Here is a 21,652-nt window from a genome sequence, read left to right as displayed (position 1 = left end):
CATGACTGTGGCTTTTTTATTAACTAATTAGTTCATTGCTGGCAATGGTGGCGGTGTAGATGGACCATCTTTTGGTGGTTCAAATGCAGCCACTGGGTTTTCAGCAACATATACTTTAGGCGGTTGTGGCTCACGACCTTCCATAATGTCACGGATTTGATCACGATCAATTGTTTCCCATTCCATCAAAGCTTTTACCATCGCGTGTGCAATATCTTTATTACTTTCCAAGATATTACGGGCAACTTTGTATTGCTCATCAAGAATACGACGTACTTCTTCATCAACTAACTGTTGAGTTGCTTCAGAAATCGTACGACTTCCTACATTACCAAAGAAACCATTTTGGTTTTCATCTTCGTAAACCATTACACCCATTTTGTCAGACATACCGTACTTCGTAACCATTGCACGTGCCATTTTAGTAGCTCGCTCAAAGTCATTTGAAGCACCAGTAGATTGCTGTTGGATAAATACTTCTTCAGCAATACGACCACCAAACAAAATTGCAATTTCGTTTAGCATCTTGTCTTTATAGTGGCTAATTTGGTCTTGTTCAGGTAACTGCCAAGTTACACCTAAAGCCCAACCACGCGGCATAATCGTTACTTTATGAACAGGATCTGTACCCGGTAAAATCTCGGCAACAATCGCATGACCCGCTTCATGATAAGCAGTTGCACGACGCTCTTCTTCACGTAGAACCATCGATTTACGCTCTGGTCCCATGTAGATTTTGTCTTTTGCATCTTCAAAGTCATGCATGTCGACAGTGTTCTTATTACGACGTGCAGCAAATAATGCAGCTTCGTTAACAAGGTTTGCCAACTGTGCACCAGAGAAACCTGGAGTACCACGAGATAGAACTTTAACATCCACACCCGTAACTGAAGGTAATTTTTTCAAATGTACATTCAGAATCTGCTCACGACCACGAATGTCAGGTAAACCTACCATTACTTGACGGTCAAAACGACCTGGACGCAATAATGCTTTATCCAAGACATCAACACGGTTCGTCGCAGCAATTACGATCACACCTTCATTACCTTCAAAACCATCCATCTCTACAAGCATTTGGTTTAAGGTTTGTTCACGCTCATCATGACCACCACCTGTACCTGAACCACGATGACGTCCTACTGCATCAATCTCGTCAATAAAGATAATACACGGCGCATGACGTTTAGCTTGCTCGAACATATCACGGACACGGGACGCACCCACACCCACGAACATTTCGACAAAGTCAGAACCTGAAATGCTGAAGAAAGGAACTTTAGCTTCACCAGCAATTGCTTTGGCTAATAACGTTTTACCAGTACCCGGAGGACCAACCATAAGTACGCCACGAGGAATAGTCGCGCCCAAACGTTTGAATTTTGCAGGGTCTTTTAAGAAATCTACAATTTCAACAACTTCTTGTTTTGCTTCATCACAACCAGCGACGTCAGAAAAATTGACTTTGATTTGATCTTCAGAAAGCATTTTTGCTTTCGACTTACCAAAACTCATCGGTCCATTTTTTCCGCCTGCACCACCACCCATGTTACGCATAAAGAACATGAATAACAGAATGATTAACAGTACAGGGAAACTAGCAATGAGAAGTTGCATCAAAATGCCTTGACGTTGAGGAGCAGTTCCCTCTACAACAACATTTTGCTTATTTAAGCTCGGCATAAGCTCAGTGTCTTCAACTTGTGGACGAACAGTTTCAAACTGTGATCCGTTAGTTTTTTCACCATTAATATTTAAACCGTCAATTGTGACTTGCTTAATTTGGCCAGCATTCACCGCTGCAACGAAATCTGAATATTTCATCGCAGTAGGCTTATTGCGGTCACTGATATTACTGAAAATTAAAATCAGAACACCAAGTATTATTAGCCACAATACGGCATTCTTGAAGTAATCGCTCAAAGCTTTATTCCCATATCGATCTAATTTGATCATGCCCAATCTTGGCTGATCGTCATAAAAACAGCAACTGTATTGCTTGCGGATAACCTAAAAGTACAAAATGCACAATTTTTAGGAGCTTGGCAAGTAAACTTTATTGCAATGCTTTCTTACGCCCTTGTCCAACCAAAAAAACTTCTTTAGAGCGCGCCCGAGAAGCTGCTGGTTTTGCTGTCTTTAACACATCAAAACTATCAACCACTTGTTTACGAAACTCATCAAATCCTGCGCCTTGGAACACTTTAACCACAAACTGTCCATTAGGACCAAGAACCTTTTGAGCAAAATCTAAAGCCAGTTCACATAAGTAAATCTGTCTAGGTTGATCAACAGCCCTATTACCTGATGTATTGGGGGCCATATCAGAAATTACAATGTCTACTTGTCGCCCATTTAAAATATTTAACAATTTTTCAAATACAGCTTCTTCTCTAAAGTCGCCTTGTAAGAAAGTGACATCAGGCAAAGCATCCATAGGCAAAATATCGGAAGCAATCACTAAACCTTTGCTACCCACAAGTTTTCCAGCAATTTGAGACCAGCTACCAGGAGCTGCACCCAAATCGACTACCGTCATGCCTGGCTTGATCAACTTATATTTTTCTTGGATTTCAAGAAGTTTATATGCTGCTCGCGCACGATACCCTTCCTTTTGTGCTTTTTTTACAAAAGGATCGTCTAGATGTTCCCTCATCCACGCACGACTACTTTTCGACAATTTCTGGTTTGTAATGCGTGTTGCCATAACTCACTAAATATCAAAAAAACTTCTGATCGTTCATTGTACGTGAAAATTACTCTCATTACAGTACGGATGTAGCGTAATCTCACCAAGTTTTACAGTTTTTTTCCAATAATGTTGATCGATTATTTATACAGTTTTTCGTACATCTGAATTTAAGTTTTTTGCTATACTAAGTCGTTTTTAAAATCAGGTATTTTTAATGGCCGCTTTATCTATCCATGAACGTAAACGTTTACGTCAAATTGGTCATGTGCTTAATCCGGTTGTCATGATTGGTGGACAAGGCTTAACAGATGCTGTTATCGAAGAAACTCTTCGTGCTTTAAACGACCACGAACTTATCAAAGTTAAAGTTGCTGGTGAAGACCGTGAAGCACGTACTGCTGTAATTGATGCAATTGTAGAAGCGACTGGCGCAGAAGCTGTGCAAAAGATTGGTAAAATTGTTTTACTTTACAAAAAAGCAGCTAAACAAAACCAGCATTTGTCTAATCTTGTTCGCCACGCTCATTTAGCAAACTAAGTTGATTTGACAAACTATGGCAAGTTACGAACTTTCAGCTTTTGATCGTTTTCATGCTGTTTCTGTTGTTGGCGCAATTGAACAGCAAGCACCGCACACCTTAAATGTCGGTTTTTGGATTCGTGATCCAAATCAACTCATTGTCTGGCCCCAAGAAGTCGCGGCTCATCCTCGTCAGGATTTTTTGTGGGAAGAAACTTGTTTCGAAATTTTTGTTGGCGTGCATGATGAAGATTATTATCGGGAAATTAACCTTTCCCCTTCTCAAGCATGGCAGTCTTATCAGTTTGAAGAATATCGCTACCCAGAAAGTATGCCTCCCCTTGCTGCTTACGATATCGAACTGAACCATCTCAAGCGTACTCATTATGGCTTAAATGTTAGTCTTGATTTGGGACAATTTATGCAAAAGCATCGCTTGAAATGGGCAAACCTCTATTTAGGTTTAACTGCAGTTTTAAAAACCAAAGAAGGTATGCAGTACTATGCAATGCAGCATAGTGGAAAAAGTGCAGATTTCCATAATAAGCGTGACTGGTTACATCAGTTTTAAAAGTAAAAAAGCGAGAAATTAATTCTCGCTTTTTTATAGCTGGGTAAAAGCTAAGATCATTAGTTATCTCGTGCTTTATTCCAAGCTTCAACTGCATTATTTTTAGTACGCTTAATACTTTCACTTAAAGAATCTTTGTGCTTCAAAGAAATCTGGCTAATATCACCTTTAAGTTCTTTACTGACTTTAGTCAAATCTTCGATAAGCGCGTTAATTTCTGCTTTCAAAGCATTTTTAAGTTCAGATAGTCCTTCTTGTGAAGTGCTAAACTGAGCTTTAATCACATCAAGACGTTGTAAAATATCTTGTTTAATTTGAATAAATTGATTTTGAATATTCTTGTTTAACTCATGAGTTTCAGCTTCAATTTTTTCTTGAGTTTCACTTAAAACCTCTTTGACCTGCTCTTGAGTTTCAGTGATAGCTTCTTTCACCTGAGTTTTCGCTTCTGTAGCAACTTCTTTAATCTGCTCAGTTTTCTCTGCAACACTTTCTTTTACTTGCGCAGTTTTAGCAGTGACTGTTCTTTTTGCTTTAGTTGTAGTAGCAGCTACGGTTTCTTTCACTTCATTCACCTCAGCTTTTACTGAATCAACTACAGCTTGAGCTTTCTCGCTCACATCTTTTGAAACTTGATCATTACTCATGCTATTTCCTCATATTGTTTATTTTTTAACTAGCAATACAATAAATCCAGTTCTAAAAATTCAGCCAGCAAATTGTTAGACAATTTATTAAAAGTAAATGATTCGGATGAGCACATAATTTTTTTGTAAAAATCAAGCAATGAATTATGTTTTTTAGCAGAAAATAAATAGACTTTTTAAGGTTCCATGCGTATAATGCGCTGTTAAGTTACAAGCGAGCAGACCGATAGGGAGGGGCATGTTTTATCACAACATCGCCTATCTTTTTTGGGTCTACTCGCTTTTTTACAGCCGAAATTCAGGAGCTTTGGTTTGAGCACCCCCGCCATTTTAGCCCTCGCAGATGGAACGATCTTTAAAGGAACGTCAATCGGCGCAACGGGAAGTACGACTGGAGAAGTCGTTTTTAACACAGCCATGACAGGCTATCAAGAAATTTTGACTGACCCAAGTTATGCACAACAAATTGTGACATTAACTTACCCACATATTGGAAACACTGGCTGCAACGCGGAAGACGTTGAATCTGGTCGTATCCATAAAGTATGGGCGAATGGTTTAATTATTCGTGACCTTCCACTACTACACAGCAACTTCCGTGCTGAACAGTCATTGAGTGAATATCTGCAAGCGCACAATGTTGTTGCAATCGCGGATATTGATACACGTAAATTAACACGTATTTTGCGTGACAAAGGTGCACAAAATGGTTGCATCCTTGCTGGCGAAAATATTACTGAAGAAGAAGCTATAGCCAAAGCTCGTGCTTTTGGTGGCTTAAACGGTTTAGACCTTGCAAAAGAATGTTGCGATCCAACTGGTTTTGAATGGTCTGAAGGTTCATGGACTCTAGGCCAAGGCTTCTCTCAACCTGAATTAAAATATCATGTAGTTGCATACGATTACGGTGTCAAAACCAACATCTTGCGTATGCTTGCAGACCGCGGTTGCAAGTTAACCGTTGTACCTGCAGAAACTCCGGCTGAAAAAGTATTGGCACTTAATCCGGATGGCGTATTCCTTTCAAATGGCCCTGGCGATCCAGCTGCTTGTGATTATGCAATCGAAGCTGTAAAAACTATTGTTGAAACCACAACATTACCTGTATTTGGTATCTGCTTAGGCCACCAAATCTTGGCACTCGCTTCTGGTGCAAAAACTGTAAAAATGAACCATGGTCACCACGGTGCTAACCACCCTGTACAAAATCTTGAAGATGGTACAGTGATGATTACTTCACAAAACCATGGTTTCGCTGTAGATGCTGAAACTTTACCGGCTAACTTAAAAGCAACGCATAAATCATTGTTCGATGGCACCTTACAAGGGATTCACCGTACAGACAAACCAGCTTTCAGCTTCCAAGGTCACCCTGAAGCAAGCCCAGGTCCACATGATTGTGCCCCATTGTTCGATCATTTCATCGAACTTATCGAAGCATCTAAACAGTAATTAAGGAGCGAATAATGCCTAAACGTACGGATATTAAAAGCATCTTAATTATTGGTGCTGGCCCGATTGTGATTGGTCAGGCATGTGAGTTTGACTACTCAGGTGCTCAAGCGTGTAAAGCGCTTCGTGAAGAAGGCTACCGTGTTATTTTGGTTAACTCTAACCCAGCAACCATTATGACAGACCCTTCAATGGCTGATGCAACTTATATTGAACCAATTACTTGGCAAACAGTTGCACAGATTATTGAAAAAGAACGTCCAGATGCAGTATTACCAACTATGGGTGGCCAGACTGCGTTGAACTGTGCACTTGCACTTGATGAGCACGGCGTTCTTGAAAAATATAATGTTGAATTAATTGGTGCAACTAAAGACGCAATTGAGAAAGCCGAAGATCGTAAACTCTTCGATATCGCTATGCGTAAAATTGGCTTGGAATGTCCAAAAGCTGCCATTGCTGAAACAATGGAAGAAGCTTTAGAAATTCAGTCACGCTTTGGTTTCCCGGTAATTATCCGTCCATCATTCACAATGGGTGGTTCGGGTGGTGGTATCGCATATAACCGCGAAGAATTCCTTGAGATTTGTGAACGTGGTTTTGACCTCTCTCCTACTCACCAGTTATTGATTGATGAATCTTTAATTGGTTGGAAAGAATACGAAATGGAAGTTGTTCGTGACAAAAACGACAACTGTATTATCGTATGTGCGATCGAAAACTTTGACCCAATGGGCGTACACACTGGTGACTCAATCACTGTAGCACCAGCTCAGACATTAACTGACAAAGAATACCAATTGATGCGTAACGCTTCGGTTGCGGTTCTTCGTGAAATTGGTGTTGAGACAGGCGGTTCTAACGTTCAGTTCGGTATTAACCCGAAAGACGGCCGTATGGTTGTTATCGAGATGAACCCTCGTGTATCTCGTTCATCTGCGCTTGCTTCTAAGGCAACAGGTTTCCCGATTGCTAAAATCGCAGCAAAACTTGCTGTTGGTTATACCCTTGATGAATTGAAAAATGACATCACTGGTGGCGTAACTCCTGCAAGCTTCGAACCATCAATTGACTATGTTGTAACGAAGATTCCTCGTTTTAACTTCGAGAAATTCCCGCAAGCTGAACCAGTTCTTACTACTCAGATGAAATCTGTTGGTGAAGTGATGGCTATTGGCCGTAACTTCCAAGAATCTGTACAAAAAGCATTACGTGGTCTTGAAGTTGGTGTAAGCGGTTTTGATGAAAAAATCGAAGCTGGTGCAACAAATGCAAAAGAAATTATTCTAAAAGAACTTAAAGTTCCAGGTCCTGAGCGTATCTGGTACGTAGCTGACGCTTTCCGTCATGGTTTCTCTTTAGATGAAGTTTTTGAAGCGACTAAGATTGACCGCTGGTTCCTTATCCAAATTCAAGATATCGTTAAAACTGAAGCTCAAGTGAAAACTTTAGGTTTTGGTGACTTAAACGCTGACAACATCCGTTCGTTCAAGCGTAAAGGTTTATCTGACCTTCGTATTGCTCACCTTATGGGCATTTCACAAAAGCAATTCCGTAAGCAACGTTGGAACTTGGGTGTTTATCCAGTTTACAAACGCGTTGATACATGTGCAGCAGAGTTTGAATCTGGTACTGCATACATGTATTCAACTTACGATGAAGAATGTGAAGCAAATCCATCAAACCGTGACAAGATCATGGTGATTGGTGGTGGTCCAAACCGTATTGGTCAAGGTATCGAATTTGACTACTGCTGTGTACACGCTGCATTAGCTATGCGTGAAGACGGTTACGAAACAATCATGGTGAACTGTAACCCTGAAACTGTTTCTACCGACTATGACACATCTGACCGTCTATACTTCGAACCTGTAACACTTGAAGATGTACTTGAAATCGTACGTACAGAGAAGCCTAAAGGCGTAATCGTACAGTATGGTGGCCAAACTCCGCTTAAATTGGCACGTGCTTTAGAAGAAGCAGGTACTCCAATTATCGGTACATCACCAGATGCGATTGACCGTGCTGAAGACCGTGAACGTTTCCAACAAATGATCCAACGTTTACAGCTTCGTCAACCAAACAACAGCATTGTAAAATCTGCTGAAGAAGGTATCTCTGAAGCTGCAAAAGTAGGTTATCCGCTTGTTGTTCGCCCATCTTATGTATTAGGTGGTCGTGCAATGGAAATCGTATATAACGAAGAAGAACTTAAACGTTACCTTCGTGAAGCAGTTCAGGCATCTAATGAAGCCCCTGTTCTTCTTGACCGTTTCCTAGATGACGCAACTGAAGTTGATGTTGACTGTGTATCTGACGGTAAAGACGTTGTGATCGGCGGTATTATGCAGCATATTGAACAAGCTGGTATTCACTCAGGTGACTCTGCATGTTCGATTCCTCCTTATTCTTTATCTAAAGAAATTCAGGATGAAATGCGTCGTCAAACGATTGCGATGGCAAAAGAACTTGGCGTTGTTGGCTTGATGAACGTTCAGTTCGCTGTAAAAGGTGACGATATTTACGTTCTAGAAGTTAACCCACGTGCTTCACGTACAGTTCCATTCGTATCTAAGTGTATTGGTGATTCTTTAGCGAAAGTTGCTGCGCGTTGTATGGCAGGTCAATCTCTTGAGTCTCAAGGATTTACTAAAGAAATCATTCCAACTCACTTTGCTGTGAAGGAAGCCGTTTTCCCATTCGCTAAATTCCAAGGCGTAGACCCTATGCTTGGACCTGAGATGAAATCTACAGGTGAAGTGATGGGCGTAGGTAAAACATTTGGTGAAGCATTCTATAAAGCTGTTTTAGGCTCAAATGAACGCTTACCTGGTTTACCAACTGAAGGCGAAGTAAAACATGCTTTCTTATCAGTACGTGAATCTGACAAGAAATATATCGCTGATATCGCTAAGAAATTAGTTGAATATGGCTTCAAGCTTGTTGCAACAGGTGGTACTTACCAAGTGCTTAAAGAAGCAGGTTTAGAATGCGAATCTGTAAATAAAGTTACTGAAGGTCGTCCACATATTGTTGACCGCTTGAAAAATGGTGAAATACACCTTATTGTCAATACCACTGAAGGTAAACAGGCTCAATATGACTCTGCAATGATTCGTCGTGCTGCCCTACAAGGCAAAGTGTATTACACAACGACTATCAATGGCGCAGAAGCTGTTTGCCAAGCCTTTGCTGTGAAATTGCCAATGGATGTATACCGCTTGCAAGATTTAACTGTAGGTTAATTTTTTTACCGATAAGTCCCGTCACCTTATCGGTGGCGGGATTTTTTCATTTTTTTAACTGTGTTTTCTCAACTTAAGAGGGACCGAAATGCAACGTTATCCAATGACCCCTGAAGGTAAAATCGCCTTAGAGAAAGAATTACAACATCTGAAATCTGTTGAACGTCCACGTATTACTCAAGCAATTGCTGAGGCACGTGAACATGGGGACTTAAAAGAAAATGCAGAATACCATGCTGCTCGTGAACAGCAAGGTTTCTGTGAAGGACGCATCCAAGATATCGAAGGAAAATTGGGTGCTTCACAAGTCATCGATGTTAAGGACTTAGAACAAAACGGTCGTGTTGTATTCGGTGTTACGGTAACGATTGAAAACCTTGATACTGAAGAACGCAAGACTTATAAAATTGTTGGTGATGATGAGGCAGATTTTAAAATCAATAAAATCTCAGTGAACTCACCAATCGCACGTGGCCTTTTGAGCAAGAGTGAAGGTGATGAAGTAAAAATCGTTACTCCTCAAGGTGAAGTGGAATATGAAATCGTAAGTGTAGAATATCTTTAATTTTAAATAGATATGCTTTGTCTATAAGACCCCTCAATTGAGGGGTTTTTTATATTTCATACAATTACTAAAAATAATTTAATATAGTTTTTTTAAAAAACCTGATGCAAAGATTTGAAAAGCATTTAATGCTTCAGGGAGTACCTGTTCAGGATATTCACTAGACGCTACCCATAATGCGGCATTCATGGCGGCGCCATTTAAAAGCACTGCCGCCGCTTCTGGGTCTACAATTTTAATTCGATCCGTTGCTAATAGTTGTTCAACGCACCTACGGGTAGACTGCAAGCATCTGTTTTGACTAGGCCAATGCGCTGGATCACCTAGCACTGCAGGTCCGTCACGCAACACAATACGCTGAAACTCAGGATTCAAAGCATTTTGAATATAGGTCTGCGCTTCAAGTAACAATCCTTCCCAAAGATCATCAGGCTGCTCTAAATGCTGCTGGGCATATTCTGCCATTTGTGAATCAATTTGATCGACCACTGCAGCAAATAAACCACGCTTATCACCAAAATGATGGTAAAGCGCCCCACGAGTCAACCCTGCTTCTGCCGTGAGTTTATCCATTGAAGTATCTGCATAACCATATTCAGCAAATGCACGACGTGCTACTTCAATCAGTTTCTTACGGGTTTCCGCCATCTTTTGTTCACGAACAGACATGTCTTTTACCAGCTAATCATCACAAAAAATTTTAATTGACATACGGCTCGTATGTCAATTATGTTTACATACGAAGCGTATGTGAAATCTGAGCGACATTTACTGATTGGTATTTAAATACTGATGGAGAACAAAACTGATGAGAACTGCAATATTTCCTAAAGACCGCCATGCCTTATATGAACAGCATGGTTATTCAGCCGCAATTCAATCGAAAGATTTACTCTTTGTTTCAGGGCAGGTTGGTAGCCTTGAAGATGGCTCACCTGTACCTGATTTTGAAAAACAGGTAATACAAGCTTTTAAAAACTTAGCAGAGACACTGAAAGCAGCTGGTTGCACTTTCGATGATATTATTGATGTCACCACCTTTCATACTGATCCTGAACGGCAGTTTGAAAGCATTATGAAAGTTAAAAATCAAATCTTTACACAAAATCCTTATCCCAACTGGACCGCTGTGGGTGTAACTTGGTTAGCTGGTTTTGATTTTGAGATTAAAGTTATTGCACGTATTCCTCATAATAATTAATTCAAATTAGCACGTACTTTAGATTCATTGGCTGAGCTAAGATTATTGGTTCAGCTTGAATCGCAATTCGGTATAATGGTGTATTCCCTTTTTTATATCTCCCTTATGGCTGAAAAGTTAATTAACTCCCCTGTTCGTCATTGGTGCGAATTTGAGTTTATTTCCAAAACTGTGAAAAATCCAAATATCCATGTTAAAGGAAATTATTCTTATTATTCAGCTTATTGGGATCAAGGCTTTGAACGTTGTGTAGTACGTTATTTACATGACAAAGCTTCAACGCCAGAGAAACCGATTGACCAACTTTATATTGGCAATTTTGTTTGTTTTGGCGCTGAGTGTGTGATCATGATGGGTGGCAATCAACTTCATAGGCCAGATTGGATTTCGACTTTCCCTTTTGATACCCGAAGTTTTTTAGCGGCTGGTGACACTATAATTGCAGATGGTTGCTGGATTGGAAGCCGTGCAATGATTATGCAAGGTGTAAAACTTGGTGAAGGCGCAGTAGTCGCAACCGGAGCTGTAGTCACTAAAGAGGTGCCCCCCTATGCAATTGTAGGTGGAGTACCTGCGAAAATTATTAAATATCGCTTTCCTCAAGAACAAATCGACAAACTACTTGCTTTAAAACTTTATGATTTAGATGAGAAGCAAATTTTGAAAATACGTGAATATCTTCAAACTGATGATATATCTAGTCTATATGAATATATGGAAATTCAAGAATTATAGCCCTTCTTTAATATATGATTTCCAATCTTCCTCAAAACGATTTGAGTGATCAATGTTATAAATAGCTAAATCTTTAAGGAAATTTCTTAAAGTATATTCTCTTGAAGAACTATCACTACTACGTCTAGCTTGATCATATGCTTGCATTAATTTATCAATAATAGTTCCCTTTACTTGATAATCATATTCGAGAATAATTCTATACCACTCCGCATCTGAAATATTTTCCATACCATGCATACCTGCACTCAAATGATGCTTGCTTAGAAATTCTCGCTTATTTTTACATAGATAAGAAATTAATTTGTTAATAACTTTCTCTATATAAATTTGATGATTTGCAAATGGCTCTCCCCCCATGATATAGCTTAGTAAAATCAAATTTTTATTAGGATTATCAGTTCGTAACAATGCAAATTGATTAATTTTTCTTATAAATGCACGCGCATTGAGTTTTTTTTCAAGCTGTAAGGCCAAAGTAAAAAAATATAGTTCATTCACTTCATCTAAACTTGTTAATTCTCCGACTCTAAACAATTGTTCTTTAATTATATTTTCATAATGATAATCTGCAATATTAGATGGAAACTGAATTGTAAAATCTACAAACTTTTCTAAATAGTCACCTTGTATTTCCGAATCATATCCATAAAAAGTTTTTATTGATTGAAGTAATTGCGTTTTATTCATTACTAGAACAAAAACAATTTTTGGAGTATCAAAAAAATGCTTAATTCGTTCAATCAAACGGATAGCAAAATCAGGACGGCAGCGATCTAATTCATCTATTATAAAAACTAATGGCTTGTCCAACTTACTAACTGTCTCAGTTAAATATTTTTTGAAATCATTTAGTGTTTTCTTTTCAGCCTCATGCCTTGCAATTTTTTCTTGAATGCTTTCCTTAATACGATCACTTGCTTCCTCAGTTAGACTTTCTACTTCATCTTTTGCATTTTCGTAACCTTGCTGTAAAAGTCCACCTAAAAAACCAGCTCCAATTAAATGTAAGCCCATAGTAAGTGCTACTTTAGGCAAAGATGGTAATAGAGCTGTTCCAATAGATGCCGACAATTCGATTAGATTTTCCACATTTTTCTTAGTTTTTTTGTCTTTACTTAAGATATTTGTAATTTCTGAAGTTATTAATAAAAAAGGGTCATCTAAGTAATCATTAGCAAAAGCATCTAAATAAATTACATTATGGTCAGTATGCTCAAGGTGCTTTTGCCAATGTTTAACAAACCATGTTTTTCCCTCTCCCCAACGTGCATCTAAAGTAAGAACAGCTCCACACTGTAACCGATCAACATAGTTAGTTAATCTTTCTCCCAAATATTTTCGCCCCCAAAGGTCTCCCTCCCAAGCATTCTCAATATTATCTAAGTTTGTATTATTCCAATTAAGTTGGTGTAATTCGCTCATTGTATTAATTAGATAAAAGTAAAATTTATTACTCCAATATAGCATTTAGAATGATTGAACTAAAAACAAATAATTTAGATTGTTCTACTAGGTTTTTTTAAGTATTTAATGGGTTTAATATAGGGAAATAGCTATTATTTAAAGAAAGATTTAAGTCTAACTGAAATAAAATGATAAGGAAAATACTCATGTTATATCAACATATTCTAGTACCAATTGACGGTTCTGAAACTTCTATGGTCGCCATGAAAGAGGCCATTAAGCTGGGAAAAGCGTTAAATAGTAAAATTACAGTTGTACAAGTGATGGCACTTGACCCATTTATTGCTGATGTCTACGTAAAAACTGGCCAAACTAATGAGTTGATTGAACGTACAAGAACTTATTTGCTCGACATTTTAGAAAAAGCAAAACAAGAATTTGCCAACGAAGGCATTACTGTTGAAGCCAAACTGTTAGAAGGGTTTGTTGTACATGAGGAAATCATTCAAGCTGCTCAAGACTTAAATGCAGATCTGATTGTCATGGGTTCTCATGGCCGCACGGGAGTCCGAAAACTCGTGTTGGGAAGTGTTGCACAAAAAGTTTTAGGGGAAAGCCATATTCCCGTGTTAATTGTTCGCTAAAGTGAGACGCCTGTCTGGCTAAAGTGAGCAAGATAGGCTTCTATTTCTTAAAAGGCATAACCTCTTCACGCGATTGCTCAACCGTTATTGTTTTTTTACTTTTGAAAGCTTCCCAAGAATAATTTTTATAATTTAATTGCCATAAATAATATGGTTGTCCCACATCTTTAAATTGAATGTTTAGTATCATCCATGCCTCATCATGACAATGGGGCGATTTTTTATAATCTTGTTCTGAAAAACATGCTCGAATCATTTCTCGTGAAGAAAAAGCAATATCTTTTAGTGCAACTTGATACTCCCCATGAGGTTTGAGCTTAATGAAGTCAGCATTTTCTTCAAAACGCCCTCCTCCTGAGTAACCCGTAAACCATCTATTAACTACTGCGATTACAAACTCATTTTTATTTAAGGGATATAAAGCTGGAAAGATTTGTAATCCATCTGGTCCCAAATCATCGGTATGAGGCTCTTTATTATGATGTTGATAATCTTTAAAGTCCCATTGATCAACTACTTTATATTGATTATTTTGCTTCTTAACCTGAACAATTTGTGGACTTTCATCTATTAGGTAATAAATCGAATCTTGCATATTTTTTCCCTTCCACAGGATAGCTTCACCACTGCATTTCTGTCTCAGTTGCTTGCATATCAAATCTATGTCTTGCTGAGAAGCCTTTATATTTGCAAAAGGTTGAGTTGAAATATCCTTTTCAGCATAACTCACCTGCGCCATCAAACTTAAAAGTAATACTGCTCCACTACACCATTTATTATTCTTTTGCATGTGTATTTACTCTCTAACATAAATATTAAGGCTGCCAAGCAAACTGCTTTAAGTCAACTTTACCATTTAACAAATAAACACCTTCAGCTTCCAGTTTTAATTGCTGAATGTTTTCACCTTTTTCATTAAACTTACTTAGGCTAATTTTGCCTTGAGAATTAATTACACGATACCAAGGAACTTGATGATCAGCTTCAAGATGTTTCAAAACATAGCCGACTAATCTTGCATGTTTTGGTAATCCTGCCATACGAGCCACTTGTCCATAGGTTGCAACTTTTCCATAAGGAATCAAAGCAATGACTTCTAAAATTTGCCGATGTAGTTCATACTGAGTTGTCAAAATGGACTCCATAAAAATTGACATCATTCATATCATATAAAAAATTTTGAACAAAACTAAATGCAATCCAAGGTGGGCTTGAGGGAAATCTGCATGAAAAAAACATTACTGGTGATTACTGGCACTTTACTATGCGTTTCTTGTACTACACGCCCTCCTCTTCCTTTAGGAGAAACACCTAAAGTCTCTACAGATGGCCGCCCTATTATTCCAGTCACTTTTGTTTTTACAACCAACTCTCCAGAAGCTACAAAGTTTGATAATTATCAACAGATGCGTAAGGAAATTAAAATATTAAATAAATACTATGTAGATGATAAAAATAATAAAATTTTTAAATTTAAGTTACATCGTTATATTCCTTATGAAGAATTTTCAAAATTACATTGTGATTTAAAACAACAGATTAATCAGCCCTACCCAATTACGATTGAAACCATTCCTGCCAGTGTAAATACGTGTTTTCCGAAACGAACTGCAAGTAAAGAAGTGATTGTTTTTATTTATGATGCCTATTCAACAAAATGGAAATTTGAAGATGTAACGAGTAGAGCCTTTCGTAATAATGGCAAACCCTTTATTTTATTAGACTGGAATCGCCTCAATTATAATATTCAGGCTGGTAGCGTGCATGAAATGGGACATGTGTTTGGTCTAAAACATGTTTGTGCGCCAAAAGCTACAAAACGTACTCCAACCAACATCATGGCAAGCGCCGAATGTAAATTAGGCAGTGGTGGCTTAAGAAATTTAGGATTTACGCCGGTACAACTTCAAACGATTTTATCAACGTACAAACAATATCCCTAAAATTTAATTTCAATATAAGTCCCTAAGTTATCTTGGGTAGCGATGTAATTTTCAGGGGTCAGTAAAGATGTCATGTAGGTACTAGCTTTTAAGAAATCTTCAGCATCGACTGGATACGGCTGCCAAAATGTTTTCAAATTATTGGTGTAAATTGGATAAAGGTGAAGTAAGTCTTTTGATAAATCTAACCTTGCTATACAGCCAAATGGTAAAGCATTGTGTTTTGCATATTCGCCATTGCTATTAAACACAGCATTGCCAATACCAAATACGACTGGCTTTTGGTTGATGATCTGGACAGGTTGAATAGTATGGGCACCATGGCCAATGATCAGGTCAGCGCCAGCTTGGATTAGAATCGTAGCAAGCTTACTCTGTTCTTTCGTAATTGGCTTAAAGTCGACACCCCAATGGCAAATAACAATAATTTTATGTTCAGGATGAATCAGCCTATAGCGACCTATTTGTTCAAGCAAAACACCATTTAAACACGCGACCCCACTCTTATGACCTAAAGCATAAAAATCATAATCGAGATAGGCAGTGTCTCTGTGCCAGTATCCGTTAAAAATAGCATAACGCTTATTTTCAAAAGAGAGCTCAAAGTAGTTATGAGCATCTTTTTGGTTTACACCTGCCCCGATATAAGAAATGTTAGCCTGATCCAACTGTTGTAATGTATAGGTCAGTCCACGATCCCCATAGTCTTTTAGATGGTTGTTTGCCAACACCACATGATTAAGGTGAATATTTTTGAATGCTGCTAATGTTTGTTCAACATCAGCTTTAAGAATAAATGGCTTTTTATGACCTAAAGGAGATTGGTTTTCTAAAGAAAATACCGCTTCAAAGTTAGTAATATTTAAGTCATGTTCACCTAAAAAAGCTTTTATTTTCTCAAAAGAATAGTCATATCCATATTGTTGTAGAGCATCTTTTTGACCCTTTGACTTGCGCTTTTCTGTATAGATCTCCCCAAAATAAGTATCTCCCAAAATGTTGATAATGCCACTTGGGGCTGAGCAAACTCTAGGTTGTACCTTCTGTGCTTGAAAACAATGATAATAAGGAATCAAGTGCTCAGCACGATGAATATCATCTAAAAATGAAAAGAAACCAATCGTTTGGTTTTCTTCAAAGAACGTGAGATAAATTTTTCTAAAAGAATTTGTAAGATATAAGACCTCTACTACATTCTGTGCCATTAATGGTGTCTGAGGGAGATAAGACTTACCTTTAAAATTCAGCTCTTTTATAAAGAATTGTTTTCTGATTTCAGCTGGATAGCTATAAATTTTTCTGAGCAATAAAAATAAATGCTTTAGCTGATTTCGTAAACCTTCTTTTTTTAATGTTAAGTGATAGACATCAGCCCTTTCGGACAAAATTAAATGTGCTTTTTCACTTTTACCGAAGAGCATATTACTTAAAGCTTCTTTTACATCTACTGCTTGAGTAAAAATTAAGAACTGCAATAACTCGGTAAAAGTGTAATTTTCAGATGCTTTTAAACCTAAATTTTGCTGTCCAATTTGCTTACTCATATTTTGTGGCACAACATAGACATCTTGAGCTTGTACTTTTTTTTGCTGAAATTGCTCTAGTGCATAGTCGATTAGCAATAACGTGGAGATATCATCGTCAAATTCAAATTGCCATACAGCTTCATCAAAATTTGTAGTGTCGATATGTGCTAATAACTTGATTTCAACGGGTTGATACTTCATAGCTCATCACCTTTGTAATCTTTAACGTAAGCGATGTAACCCGATAAGTTATGCTCTTGGTCATCAATCCTTACTCGAAAACGATCATGGCGAATATAAAATGCATGTAAAATTTTATCTGGTCGTGCCATATACATCGCCATTTCCGGATAAAAAAAGCCTGTCGTTTGAAAATCAGCTCTAAATTCAATTAATTTTTGAAGCTCAGGCATATACGCCTGCTCAAAAAGTGCTGTACGTCCCTGCTCTTTTAAGCGGCTTACCATTTTATAAGCAGCCATTAACATTTCTAGTAAAGTCGCATAAGTCGTTTTTCGATTACGAATAAAAATAAAATGTTTTAAATAATTATTTAAACCAAAAATAAAATATTTATCTTCAGGGCATATTTTAGTGAGCTCATTGGTACAATAACTTAACCAATGGTCATGATATTTTTCATATCTCTTTTCAATAAAACATTCAAACATTAATTTAACAGTTTCTAATAATCTAGAATCTTGGTTAATTTGATATAACCTTAATAAAGCTAGAGCAGCTTCACCATCATAATAAATAATTCTGAATTTTTCTTTTAAATCATAATCTGGATAATTTAATACATGAGTTGTTGAGCCATTTGAATCGACTAATTTTAAAATACCATTTGCAAGTTTCTCTGCATATTTTTGATAATCAGTTTTTTGGGTAATTTCTTGATATTTAGTGAACATTAAAATAGCAGCCGCATTGGCACCTAATTTGATTTCAAACTCCCCTTCTTTACCATCAATCATAAAGCTGATTTCAGAGTCTTTTTCTTTATAAAAGTTGGTCAGCGCATATTGGATGGCAGCATGTATCTTGGGCCAATATTCTGGTTTGCTCTGCACTTCAAATGTTTCCAGCAACGCATACACAGAGGTACAGTGGCGTACCGTATTGTAGTTACGAATATCTCGATCATAGGCAGAAAAATAGCCATAGATAAATTTGCCATTTTCTTGAATTTGATCATGCAAAAATGCCGAATTTTTTTCAATTAACGACTGAAAATGCTGTTTCTTATTGCTCGAAATCGCCCTAATACCATTCGCATCATAACCGCTCGCTAAATTAATGAATTGCCCATTTTCATAAAATGCTGCGTAGGTATCAAAAGTCCAAATGTCTTGTAGCTCTTGTAGTTTAATCTGTGGTTTAGTCGCGTTATATTTTTGCTTAATTGCATAATTTAGGTTTGTTTCATCAAAAAAGTTGGGTTTGTCATAGCTCAAACCTCGTATAATTGCCTTTCCATAAATCTCTTGCTCAAGAAAAACCACTGAACAGTGTTCATCAAACCCAATACCTTTACGGTAGTGGTTATTGTGAAATTGCTGATGGACCTGCTGCTCTACTACTTGCCAAGCTTGCTTCGTTAAATTATATGCAATATCAATTTTTATATAATCAGTAAGTATTTCCTGTGCAAACTGGTCATTAACGAAAGCTAATAATTGTATTTTTGCTTGTGAAAAGCTTGTTTTTTCACTATGCCATACGTTACATCTTTGGTCTTTAGGCCCATAAGATATAAATAAAATTGTTTCATCCTGAAAAGCGGAAGCATGTGGAGCGATATGTTCTAACCAAAGGTTCAGCTGTCTTTGGAAGTTTAAAAATGCTGTCACTCGAAATCAGTCCCTATCCGTTATTTGTTGTTCTATAAAGTTTTCAATCCATCATAGCATGAACATATAAAAAGCTAAGTTAACGTATTGTTTAAACATAAAAAAAGAGCCCTAAGGCTCTTTTTTTATTTGGTTAATTATCTATTAATAGATAATTTGACCATTAGCAAGTAACTCTGCCTCACTAGTAGTAACACCTTGTAAAACCAACAGATTCGTAAAGTTATTAGCCGGAATAAATCCTGTTAAACCATCACGGTCAATCTGAATAGTTGTATTACCACCACTTACAGTGACATTTAGATATTGTCCAATATTGGCGTCTGTTTGATCTCCATCGAGTAATGCTCTGATATCAATTAAATCAGCTTGCTGATCTGTAGCAACATTACCCACATGGAAGTTAGCCCAAGTATCTACACCATTACCGCCAGTAGTTGCACCATTACTAGCTGTTGCTGCACTTCCATTCAACACATGGTAGATCAAAGTATCTGAACCAAAACCAATCGTGCCAGTATCTGTATTGAACGTATCATTCGCTGCTGTGCTAATTACATGAGTATTGTAATCAGAAGTAGTCAGGTTAACCGTCAATGATGATAAAGACTCGGAACCATTCGCTGCCACTAACTTGTAGTTAATGGTATCGGTTGGGTTCGTTAATGTTAACGACGAAGTATTGGCACGATAATCATAGTCACCATTCGAATTGATCACAAATGTACCATTCGCAGTAGTGATAGATTGACCAGTAGCCTCAACATACACACCAGGACTTGTTTCAACATAGAGTTTGACACCATCAGCAGTAAAGGTACCACTGTCTGCAACCCCACCTATTGTGTCACCATCTATAATGTTGCCATGGATCCAATCAGATGAGTAATTGTTCAAGTGCGTTGTAGTAGTCGTTACTTGTGTATCCAACGTTGTTGTACCAAGTGTAATCGCTGTCAACGTATACTCAATACGGTATGTACCAGCTCCTAAGTGCAGAACAGCATCTTGGAAAGCCACTGTTCCGAGACTAATACCACCCACACTGGCAAGCGCTGCCGCCGAACCAGTATAAGTTGTATCAACCCATACTCCACCAACAAATTGTTGAACAACATAACTCACTGTTGGTAATGCACTTAATAATGGTTGATTAGCATAAGTTGCTGCTACCTGTACATCTACCAGATCTCCTGCCGCAACAGTGAAGCTATTAGAAACTACAGAAGTCGAACCAATCAAGTTGATTGTTATGTTCGGACTTGGAACATCTACAGGTGTATCAGTTGAGTTACTAAAATCAACTGTTGCAACAGCTTGGTCTGCATTGGCAACGATTTGAGTCGTACCATCCGTTCCAGGACTAGCAGTATTCCAAGTAATGCTGACATCAGGTGATCCAATCTGTATGTGCAATACCGCTGTACTAGTACCACCTGATACAGGATCAGTAATGGTGTAAGTGAAGCTGTCTACTTTACCAATGTTTGCAGCATTGGCAATTGGTGTATAGCTATATGAACCATTTGCAGAGATAGTAAGTGTTCCATAAGCTCCTGTTACTGGGGTTGAAGAACCAATAGGTGTTAATATCGCGCCTACTTGCTCACCAATCACTGTAGATACCACTGTAGTTCCAGTGATTGTATCTTGGACATATGAAGGACCATATATAGTCGAATCATCATCCGTAAGCACATTACCGCTCACTGTTGCTGCACTATATGTAGGTACTACTGTGTGATTATAATCATCGCGAACCACACTCATTGTGCCTAACAATCCTGCACCCACACCGGTATAGACCATAAACGCTCTATAAGAACCACTTGCCAAGTCTGTGATAGTCGCACCGAATCCATTACCACCAAGTATTCCGACGTTAATTAGCCCAGTACTAGCATCACCTGCAACATTCTGCCAAGAACCATCTGGTGCTTGTTTTTGTAAAACAATTTTATAGTCGTTAAGCAAAGACAAACTTAATAAAGCGCTATAGCTAATCGTTGCATCTGAAGTATGTCCAGCTGCAATACTGAAGCTGACACTCGGAGTACCAAGAAGCGATACGTTGAGATTTTCAGTTACACCTATCAATGCTAGATAGGTTGCAGAACCAGCATTAATACCCGTTGTAGTTAATGGAACAATATCAATTGCCACACTATCTACATTGTCATGTGCAGTAATTGTTGGCACAAGAACAAGGCCAGCAAGATTAGCGCCTGTACCCAAATTACCTGCAAGGTCAGTATAGGTGTTATCCGCAACACTGATGCTTGGTGCTGTCGCAGTACCATCTTGTGTGAAGGTCGCTGTCCAGGTCAATCCGCCATCTGCTGTGCTCAAGCCTGCTAACGTACCGCCTGCCAAAGTCACATCCGATGCATCAAAGCCAGTCACTGCTTCACTGAACGTGAAGGTTACTGTCGTGCTTTCACCTAAAGATAAGTTGAGGTCAGTGGCACTGATCGCAAGGGTCGGTGGGGTAATGTCAGCCACTAAACCAGCCAATGCTGCACCAGTACCCAAGTTACCTGCAAGGTCAGTATAGGTGTTATCCGCAACACTGATGCTTGGTGCTGTCGCAGTGCCATCTTGTGTGAAGGTCGCTGTCCAGGTCAATCCGCCATCTGCTGTGCTCAAGCCTG

19 protein-coding genes and 1 pseudogene are annotated in these 21,652 nt (G+C 38.2%); 9 read left to right on the top strand and 11 right to left on the bottom strand.

Features of this window, described 5'->3' with window-relative positions; all coding sequences use genetic code 11:
• Positions 1-27: 27 nt before the first annotated feature.
• Positions 28-1,923, bottom strand: a complete 1,896-nt coding sequence (gene ftsH / locus JGE69_RS05405; RefSeq protein ID WP_033848050.1) for an ATP-dependent zinc metalloprotease FtsH — start codon at positions 1,921-1,923, stop codon at positions 28-30.
• 133 nt (positions 1,924-2,056) lie between these two features.
• On the bottom strand, positions 2,057-2,707 hold the full coding sequence (gene rlmE, locus JGE69_RS05400; protein WP_000235573.1) for a 23S rRNA (uridine(2552)-2'-O)-methyltransferase RlmE: 651 nt from the start codon (positions 2,705-2,707) through the stop codon (positions 2,057-2,059).
• Between the two features lie 199 nt (positions 2,708-2,906).
• Here rlmE and yhbY point away from each other — a divergent pair, with 199 nt between their 5' ends.
• Together yhbY and JGE69_RS05390 are read left to right on the top strand one after the other, a co-directional pair.
• Entirely contained in the window at positions 2,907-3,230 is a 324-nt protein-coding gene (gene yhbY / locus JGE69_RS05395) for a ribosome assembly RNA-binding protein YhbY (protein ID WP_002115576.1), read from the top strand.
• Positions 3,231-3,246: 16 nt separating this feature from the next.
• Entirely contained in the window at positions 3,247-3,783 is a 537-nt protein-coding gene (locus JGE69_RS05390; protein ID WP_199113181.1) for a DOMON-like domain-containing protein, read from the top strand.
• 59 nt (positions 3,784-3,842) lie between these two features.
• Here the strand turns inward: JGE69_RS05390 and JGE69_RS05385 are convergent, their stop codons facing one another.
• Both JGE69_RS05385 and JGE69_RS05380 read right to left on the bottom strand, forming a co-directional pair.
• Positions 3,843-4,430: a hypothetical protein gene (locus JGE69_RS05385; RefSeq protein WP_033847991.1), complete on the bottom strand. Its 588-nt coding sequence runs from the start codon at positions 4,428-4,430 to the stop codon at positions 3,843-3,845.
• Positions 4,431-4,459: 29 nt separating this feature from the next.
• Positions 4,460-4,606, bottom strand: a pseudogene (locus JGE69_RS05380) (hypothetical protein); the annotation flags it as partial.
• A 136-nt stretch (positions 4,607-4,742) separates the two neighbouring features.
• Between JGE69_RS05380 and carA the strand changes: the two are divergent.
• From carA to greA, 3 genes are all read left to right on the top strand, one after another.
• On the top strand, positions 4,743-5,882 hold the full coding sequence (gene carA / locus JGE69_RS05375) for a glutamine-hydrolyzing carbamoyl-phosphate synthase small subunit (RefSeq protein ID WP_016146221.1): 1,140 nt from the start codon (positions 4,743-4,745) through the stop codon (positions 5,880-5,882).
• Positions 5,883-5,896: 14 nt separating this feature from the next.
• Positions 5,897-9,127, top strand: coding sequence for a carbamoyl-phosphate synthase large subunit (gene carB / locus JGE69_RS05370; protein WP_005067595.1), 3,231 nt, complete (start codon positions 5,897-5,899; stop codon positions 9,125-9,127).
• Between the two features lie 88 nt (positions 9,128-9,215).
• Entirely contained in the window at positions 9,216-9,692 is a 477-nt protein-coding gene (gene greA, locus JGE69_RS05365; RefSeq protein WP_002115570.1) for a transcription elongation factor GreA, read from the top strand.
• Between the two features lie 78 nt (positions 9,693-9,770).
• Here greA and JGE69_RS05360 read toward each other — a convergent pair whose 3' ends face one another.
• Complete coding sequence (locus tag JGE69_RS05360; RefSeq protein WP_199113182.1) at positions 9,771-10,361, bottom strand: TetR/AcrR family transcriptional regulator; 591 nt, start codon at positions 10,359-10,361, stop codon at positions 9,771-9,773.
• 139 nt (positions 10,362-10,500) lie between these two features.
• On the opposite strand from JGE69_RS05360, the gene JGE69_RS05355 reads away from it, so the two are divergent.
• Entirely contained in the window at positions 10,501-10,893 is a 393-nt protein-coding gene (locus JGE69_RS05355) for a RidA family protein (protein ID WP_081309553.1), read from the top strand.
• A 105-nt stretch (positions 10,894-10,998) separates the two neighbouring features.
• Positions 10,999-11,628, top strand: a complete 630-nt coding sequence (locus tag JGE69_RS05350) for a CatB-related O-acetyltransferase (protein WP_199113183.1) — start codon at positions 10,999-11,001, stop codon at positions 11,626-11,628.
• On the opposite strand, the gene JGE69_RS05345 is transcribed toward JGE69_RS05350, so the two are convergent.
• Complete coding sequence (locus JGE69_RS05345; RefSeq protein WP_068531187.1) at positions 11,623-13,053, bottom strand: P-loop NTPase fold protein; 1,431 nt, start codon at positions 13,051-13,053, stop codon at positions 11,623-11,625. The genes JGE69_RS05350 and JGE69_RS05345 overlap by 6 nt on opposite strands.
• A 188-nt stretch (positions 13,054-13,241) precedes the next feature.
• Between JGE69_RS05345 and JGE69_RS05340 the strand changes: the two genes are divergently transcribed.
• On the top strand, positions 13,242-13,679 hold the full coding sequence (locus JGE69_RS05340; RefSeq protein WP_017385767.1) for a universal stress protein: 438 nt from the start codon (positions 13,242-13,244) through the stop codon (positions 13,677-13,679).
• 40 nt (positions 13,680-13,719) lie between these two features.
• Here JGE69_RS05340 and JGE69_RS05335 read toward each other — a convergent pair whose 3' ends face one another.
• Positions 13,720-14,469: a hypothetical protein gene (locus JGE69_RS05335; protein WP_161283130.1), complete on the bottom strand. Its 750-nt coding sequence runs from the start codon at positions 14,467-14,469 to the stop codon at positions 13,720-13,722.
• 25 nt (positions 14,470-14,494) lie between these two features.
• Positions 14,495-14,824 (bottom strand): MGMT family protein, encoded by a 330-nt coding sequence (locus JGE69_RS05330; protein WP_002115572.1) that lies wholly within the window; start codon positions 14,822-14,824, stop codon positions 14,495-14,497.
• 81 nt (positions 14,825-14,905) lie between these two features.
• Here JGE69_RS05330 and JGE69_RS05325 point away from each other — a divergent pair, with 81 nt between their 5' ends.
• Positions 14,906-15,622, top strand: coding sequence for a hypothetical protein (locus JGE69_RS05325; protein ID WP_002115569.1), 717 nt, complete (start codon positions 14,906-14,908; stop codon positions 15,620-15,622).
• Here JGE69_RS05325 and JGE69_RS05320 read toward each other — a convergent pair.
• The 3 genes from JGE69_RS05320 to JGE69_RS05310 form a co-directional block, all read right to left on the bottom strand.
• A complete protein-coding gene (locus tag JGE69_RS05320) occupies positions 15,619-17,349 on the bottom strand; it encodes a CapA family protein (protein ID WP_199113185.1) in 1,731 nt (576 codons plus the stop codon). The genes JGE69_RS05325 and JGE69_RS05320 overlap by 4 nt on opposite strands.
• On the bottom strand, positions 17,346-19,001 hold the full coding sequence (locus tag JGE69_RS05315) for a poly alpha-glucosyltransferase (protein ID WP_199113187.1): 1,656 nt from the start codon (positions 18,999-19,001) through the stop codon (positions 17,346-17,348). Before JGE69_RS05315 ends, JGE69_RS05320 begins: the two co-directional genes overlap by 4 nt.
• A 144-nt stretch (positions 19,002-19,145) precedes the next feature.
• Positions 19,146-21,652, bottom strand: a 2,507-nt coding sequence (locus JGE69_RS05310) for a BapA/Bap/LapF family large adhesin (protein WP_199113189.1), incomplete at its 5' end; no start/stop codon positions are given.

Origin of the sequence: Acinetobacter sp. C13, assembly GCF_016809775.1 — a bacterium.
Lineage (GTDB): Bacteria > Pseudomonadota > Gammaproteobacteria > Pseudomonadales > Moraxellaceae > Acinetobacter > Acinetobacter pittii.
This window is presented reverse-complemented; position numbering and strand designations above follow the sequence as displayed.

Excerpts from the sequence above, each read along its gene's own strand:
- rlmE (WP_000235573.1), bottom strand. The coding sequence starts at position 2,707 with ATGGCAACACGCATTACAAACCAGAAATTGTCGAAAAGTAGTCGTGCG.
- yhbY (WP_002115576.1), top strand. The coding sequence starts at position 2,907 with ATGGCCGCTTTATCTATCCATGAACGTAAACGTTTACGTCAAATTGGT.
- JGE69_RS05390 (WP_199113181.1), top strand. The coding sequence starts at position 3,247 with ATGGCAAGTTACGAACTTTCAGCTTTTGATCGTTTTCATGCTGTTTCT.
- JGE69_RS05385 (WP_033847991.1), bottom strand. The coding sequence starts at position 4,430 with ATGAGTAATGATCAAGTTTCAAAAGATGTGAGCGAGAAAGCTCAAGCT.
- carB (WP_005067595.1), top strand. The coding sequence starts at position 5,897 with ATGCCTAAACGTACGGATATTAAAAGCATCTTAATTATTGGTGCTGGC.
- greA (WP_002115570.1), top strand. The coding sequence starts at position 9,216 with ATGCAACGTTATCCAATGACCCCTGAAGGTAAAATCGCCTTAGAGAAA.
- JGE69_RS05360 (WP_199113182.1), bottom strand. The coding sequence starts at position 10,361 with ATGTCTGTTCGTGAACAAAAGATGGCGGAAACCCGTAAGAAACTGATT.
- JGE69_RS05355 (WP_081309553.1), top strand. The coding sequence starts at position 10,501 with ATGAGAACTGCAATATTTCCTAAAGACCGCCATGCCTTATATGAACAG.
- JGE69_RS05350 (WP_199113183.1), top strand. The coding sequence starts at position 10,999 with ATGGCTGAAAAGTTAATTAACTCCCCTGTTCGTCATTGGTGCGAATTT.
- JGE69_RS05345 (WP_068531187.1), bottom strand. The coding sequence starts at position 13,053 with ATGAGCGAATTACACCAACTTAATTGGAATAATACAAACTTAGATAAT.
- JGE69_RS05340 (WP_017385767.1), top strand. The coding sequence starts at position 13,242 with ATGTTATATCAACATATTCTAGTACCAATTGACGGTTCTGAAACTTCT.
- JGE69_RS05335 (WP_161283130.1), bottom strand. The coding sequence starts at position 14,469 with ATGCAAAAGAATAATAAATGGTGTAGTGGAGCAGTATTACTTTTAAGT.
- JGE69_RS05330 (WP_002115572.1), bottom strand. The coding sequence starts at position 14,824 with ATGGAGTCCATTTTGACAACTCAGTATGAACTACATCGGCAAATTTTA.
- JGE69_RS05325 (WP_002115569.1), top strand. The coding sequence starts at position 14,906 with ATGAAAAAAACATTACTGGTGATTACTGGCACTTTACTATGCGTTTCT.
- JGE69_RS05320 (WP_199113185.1), bottom strand. The coding sequence starts at position 17,349 with ATGAAGTATCAACCCGTTGAAATCAAGTTATTAGCACATATCGACACT.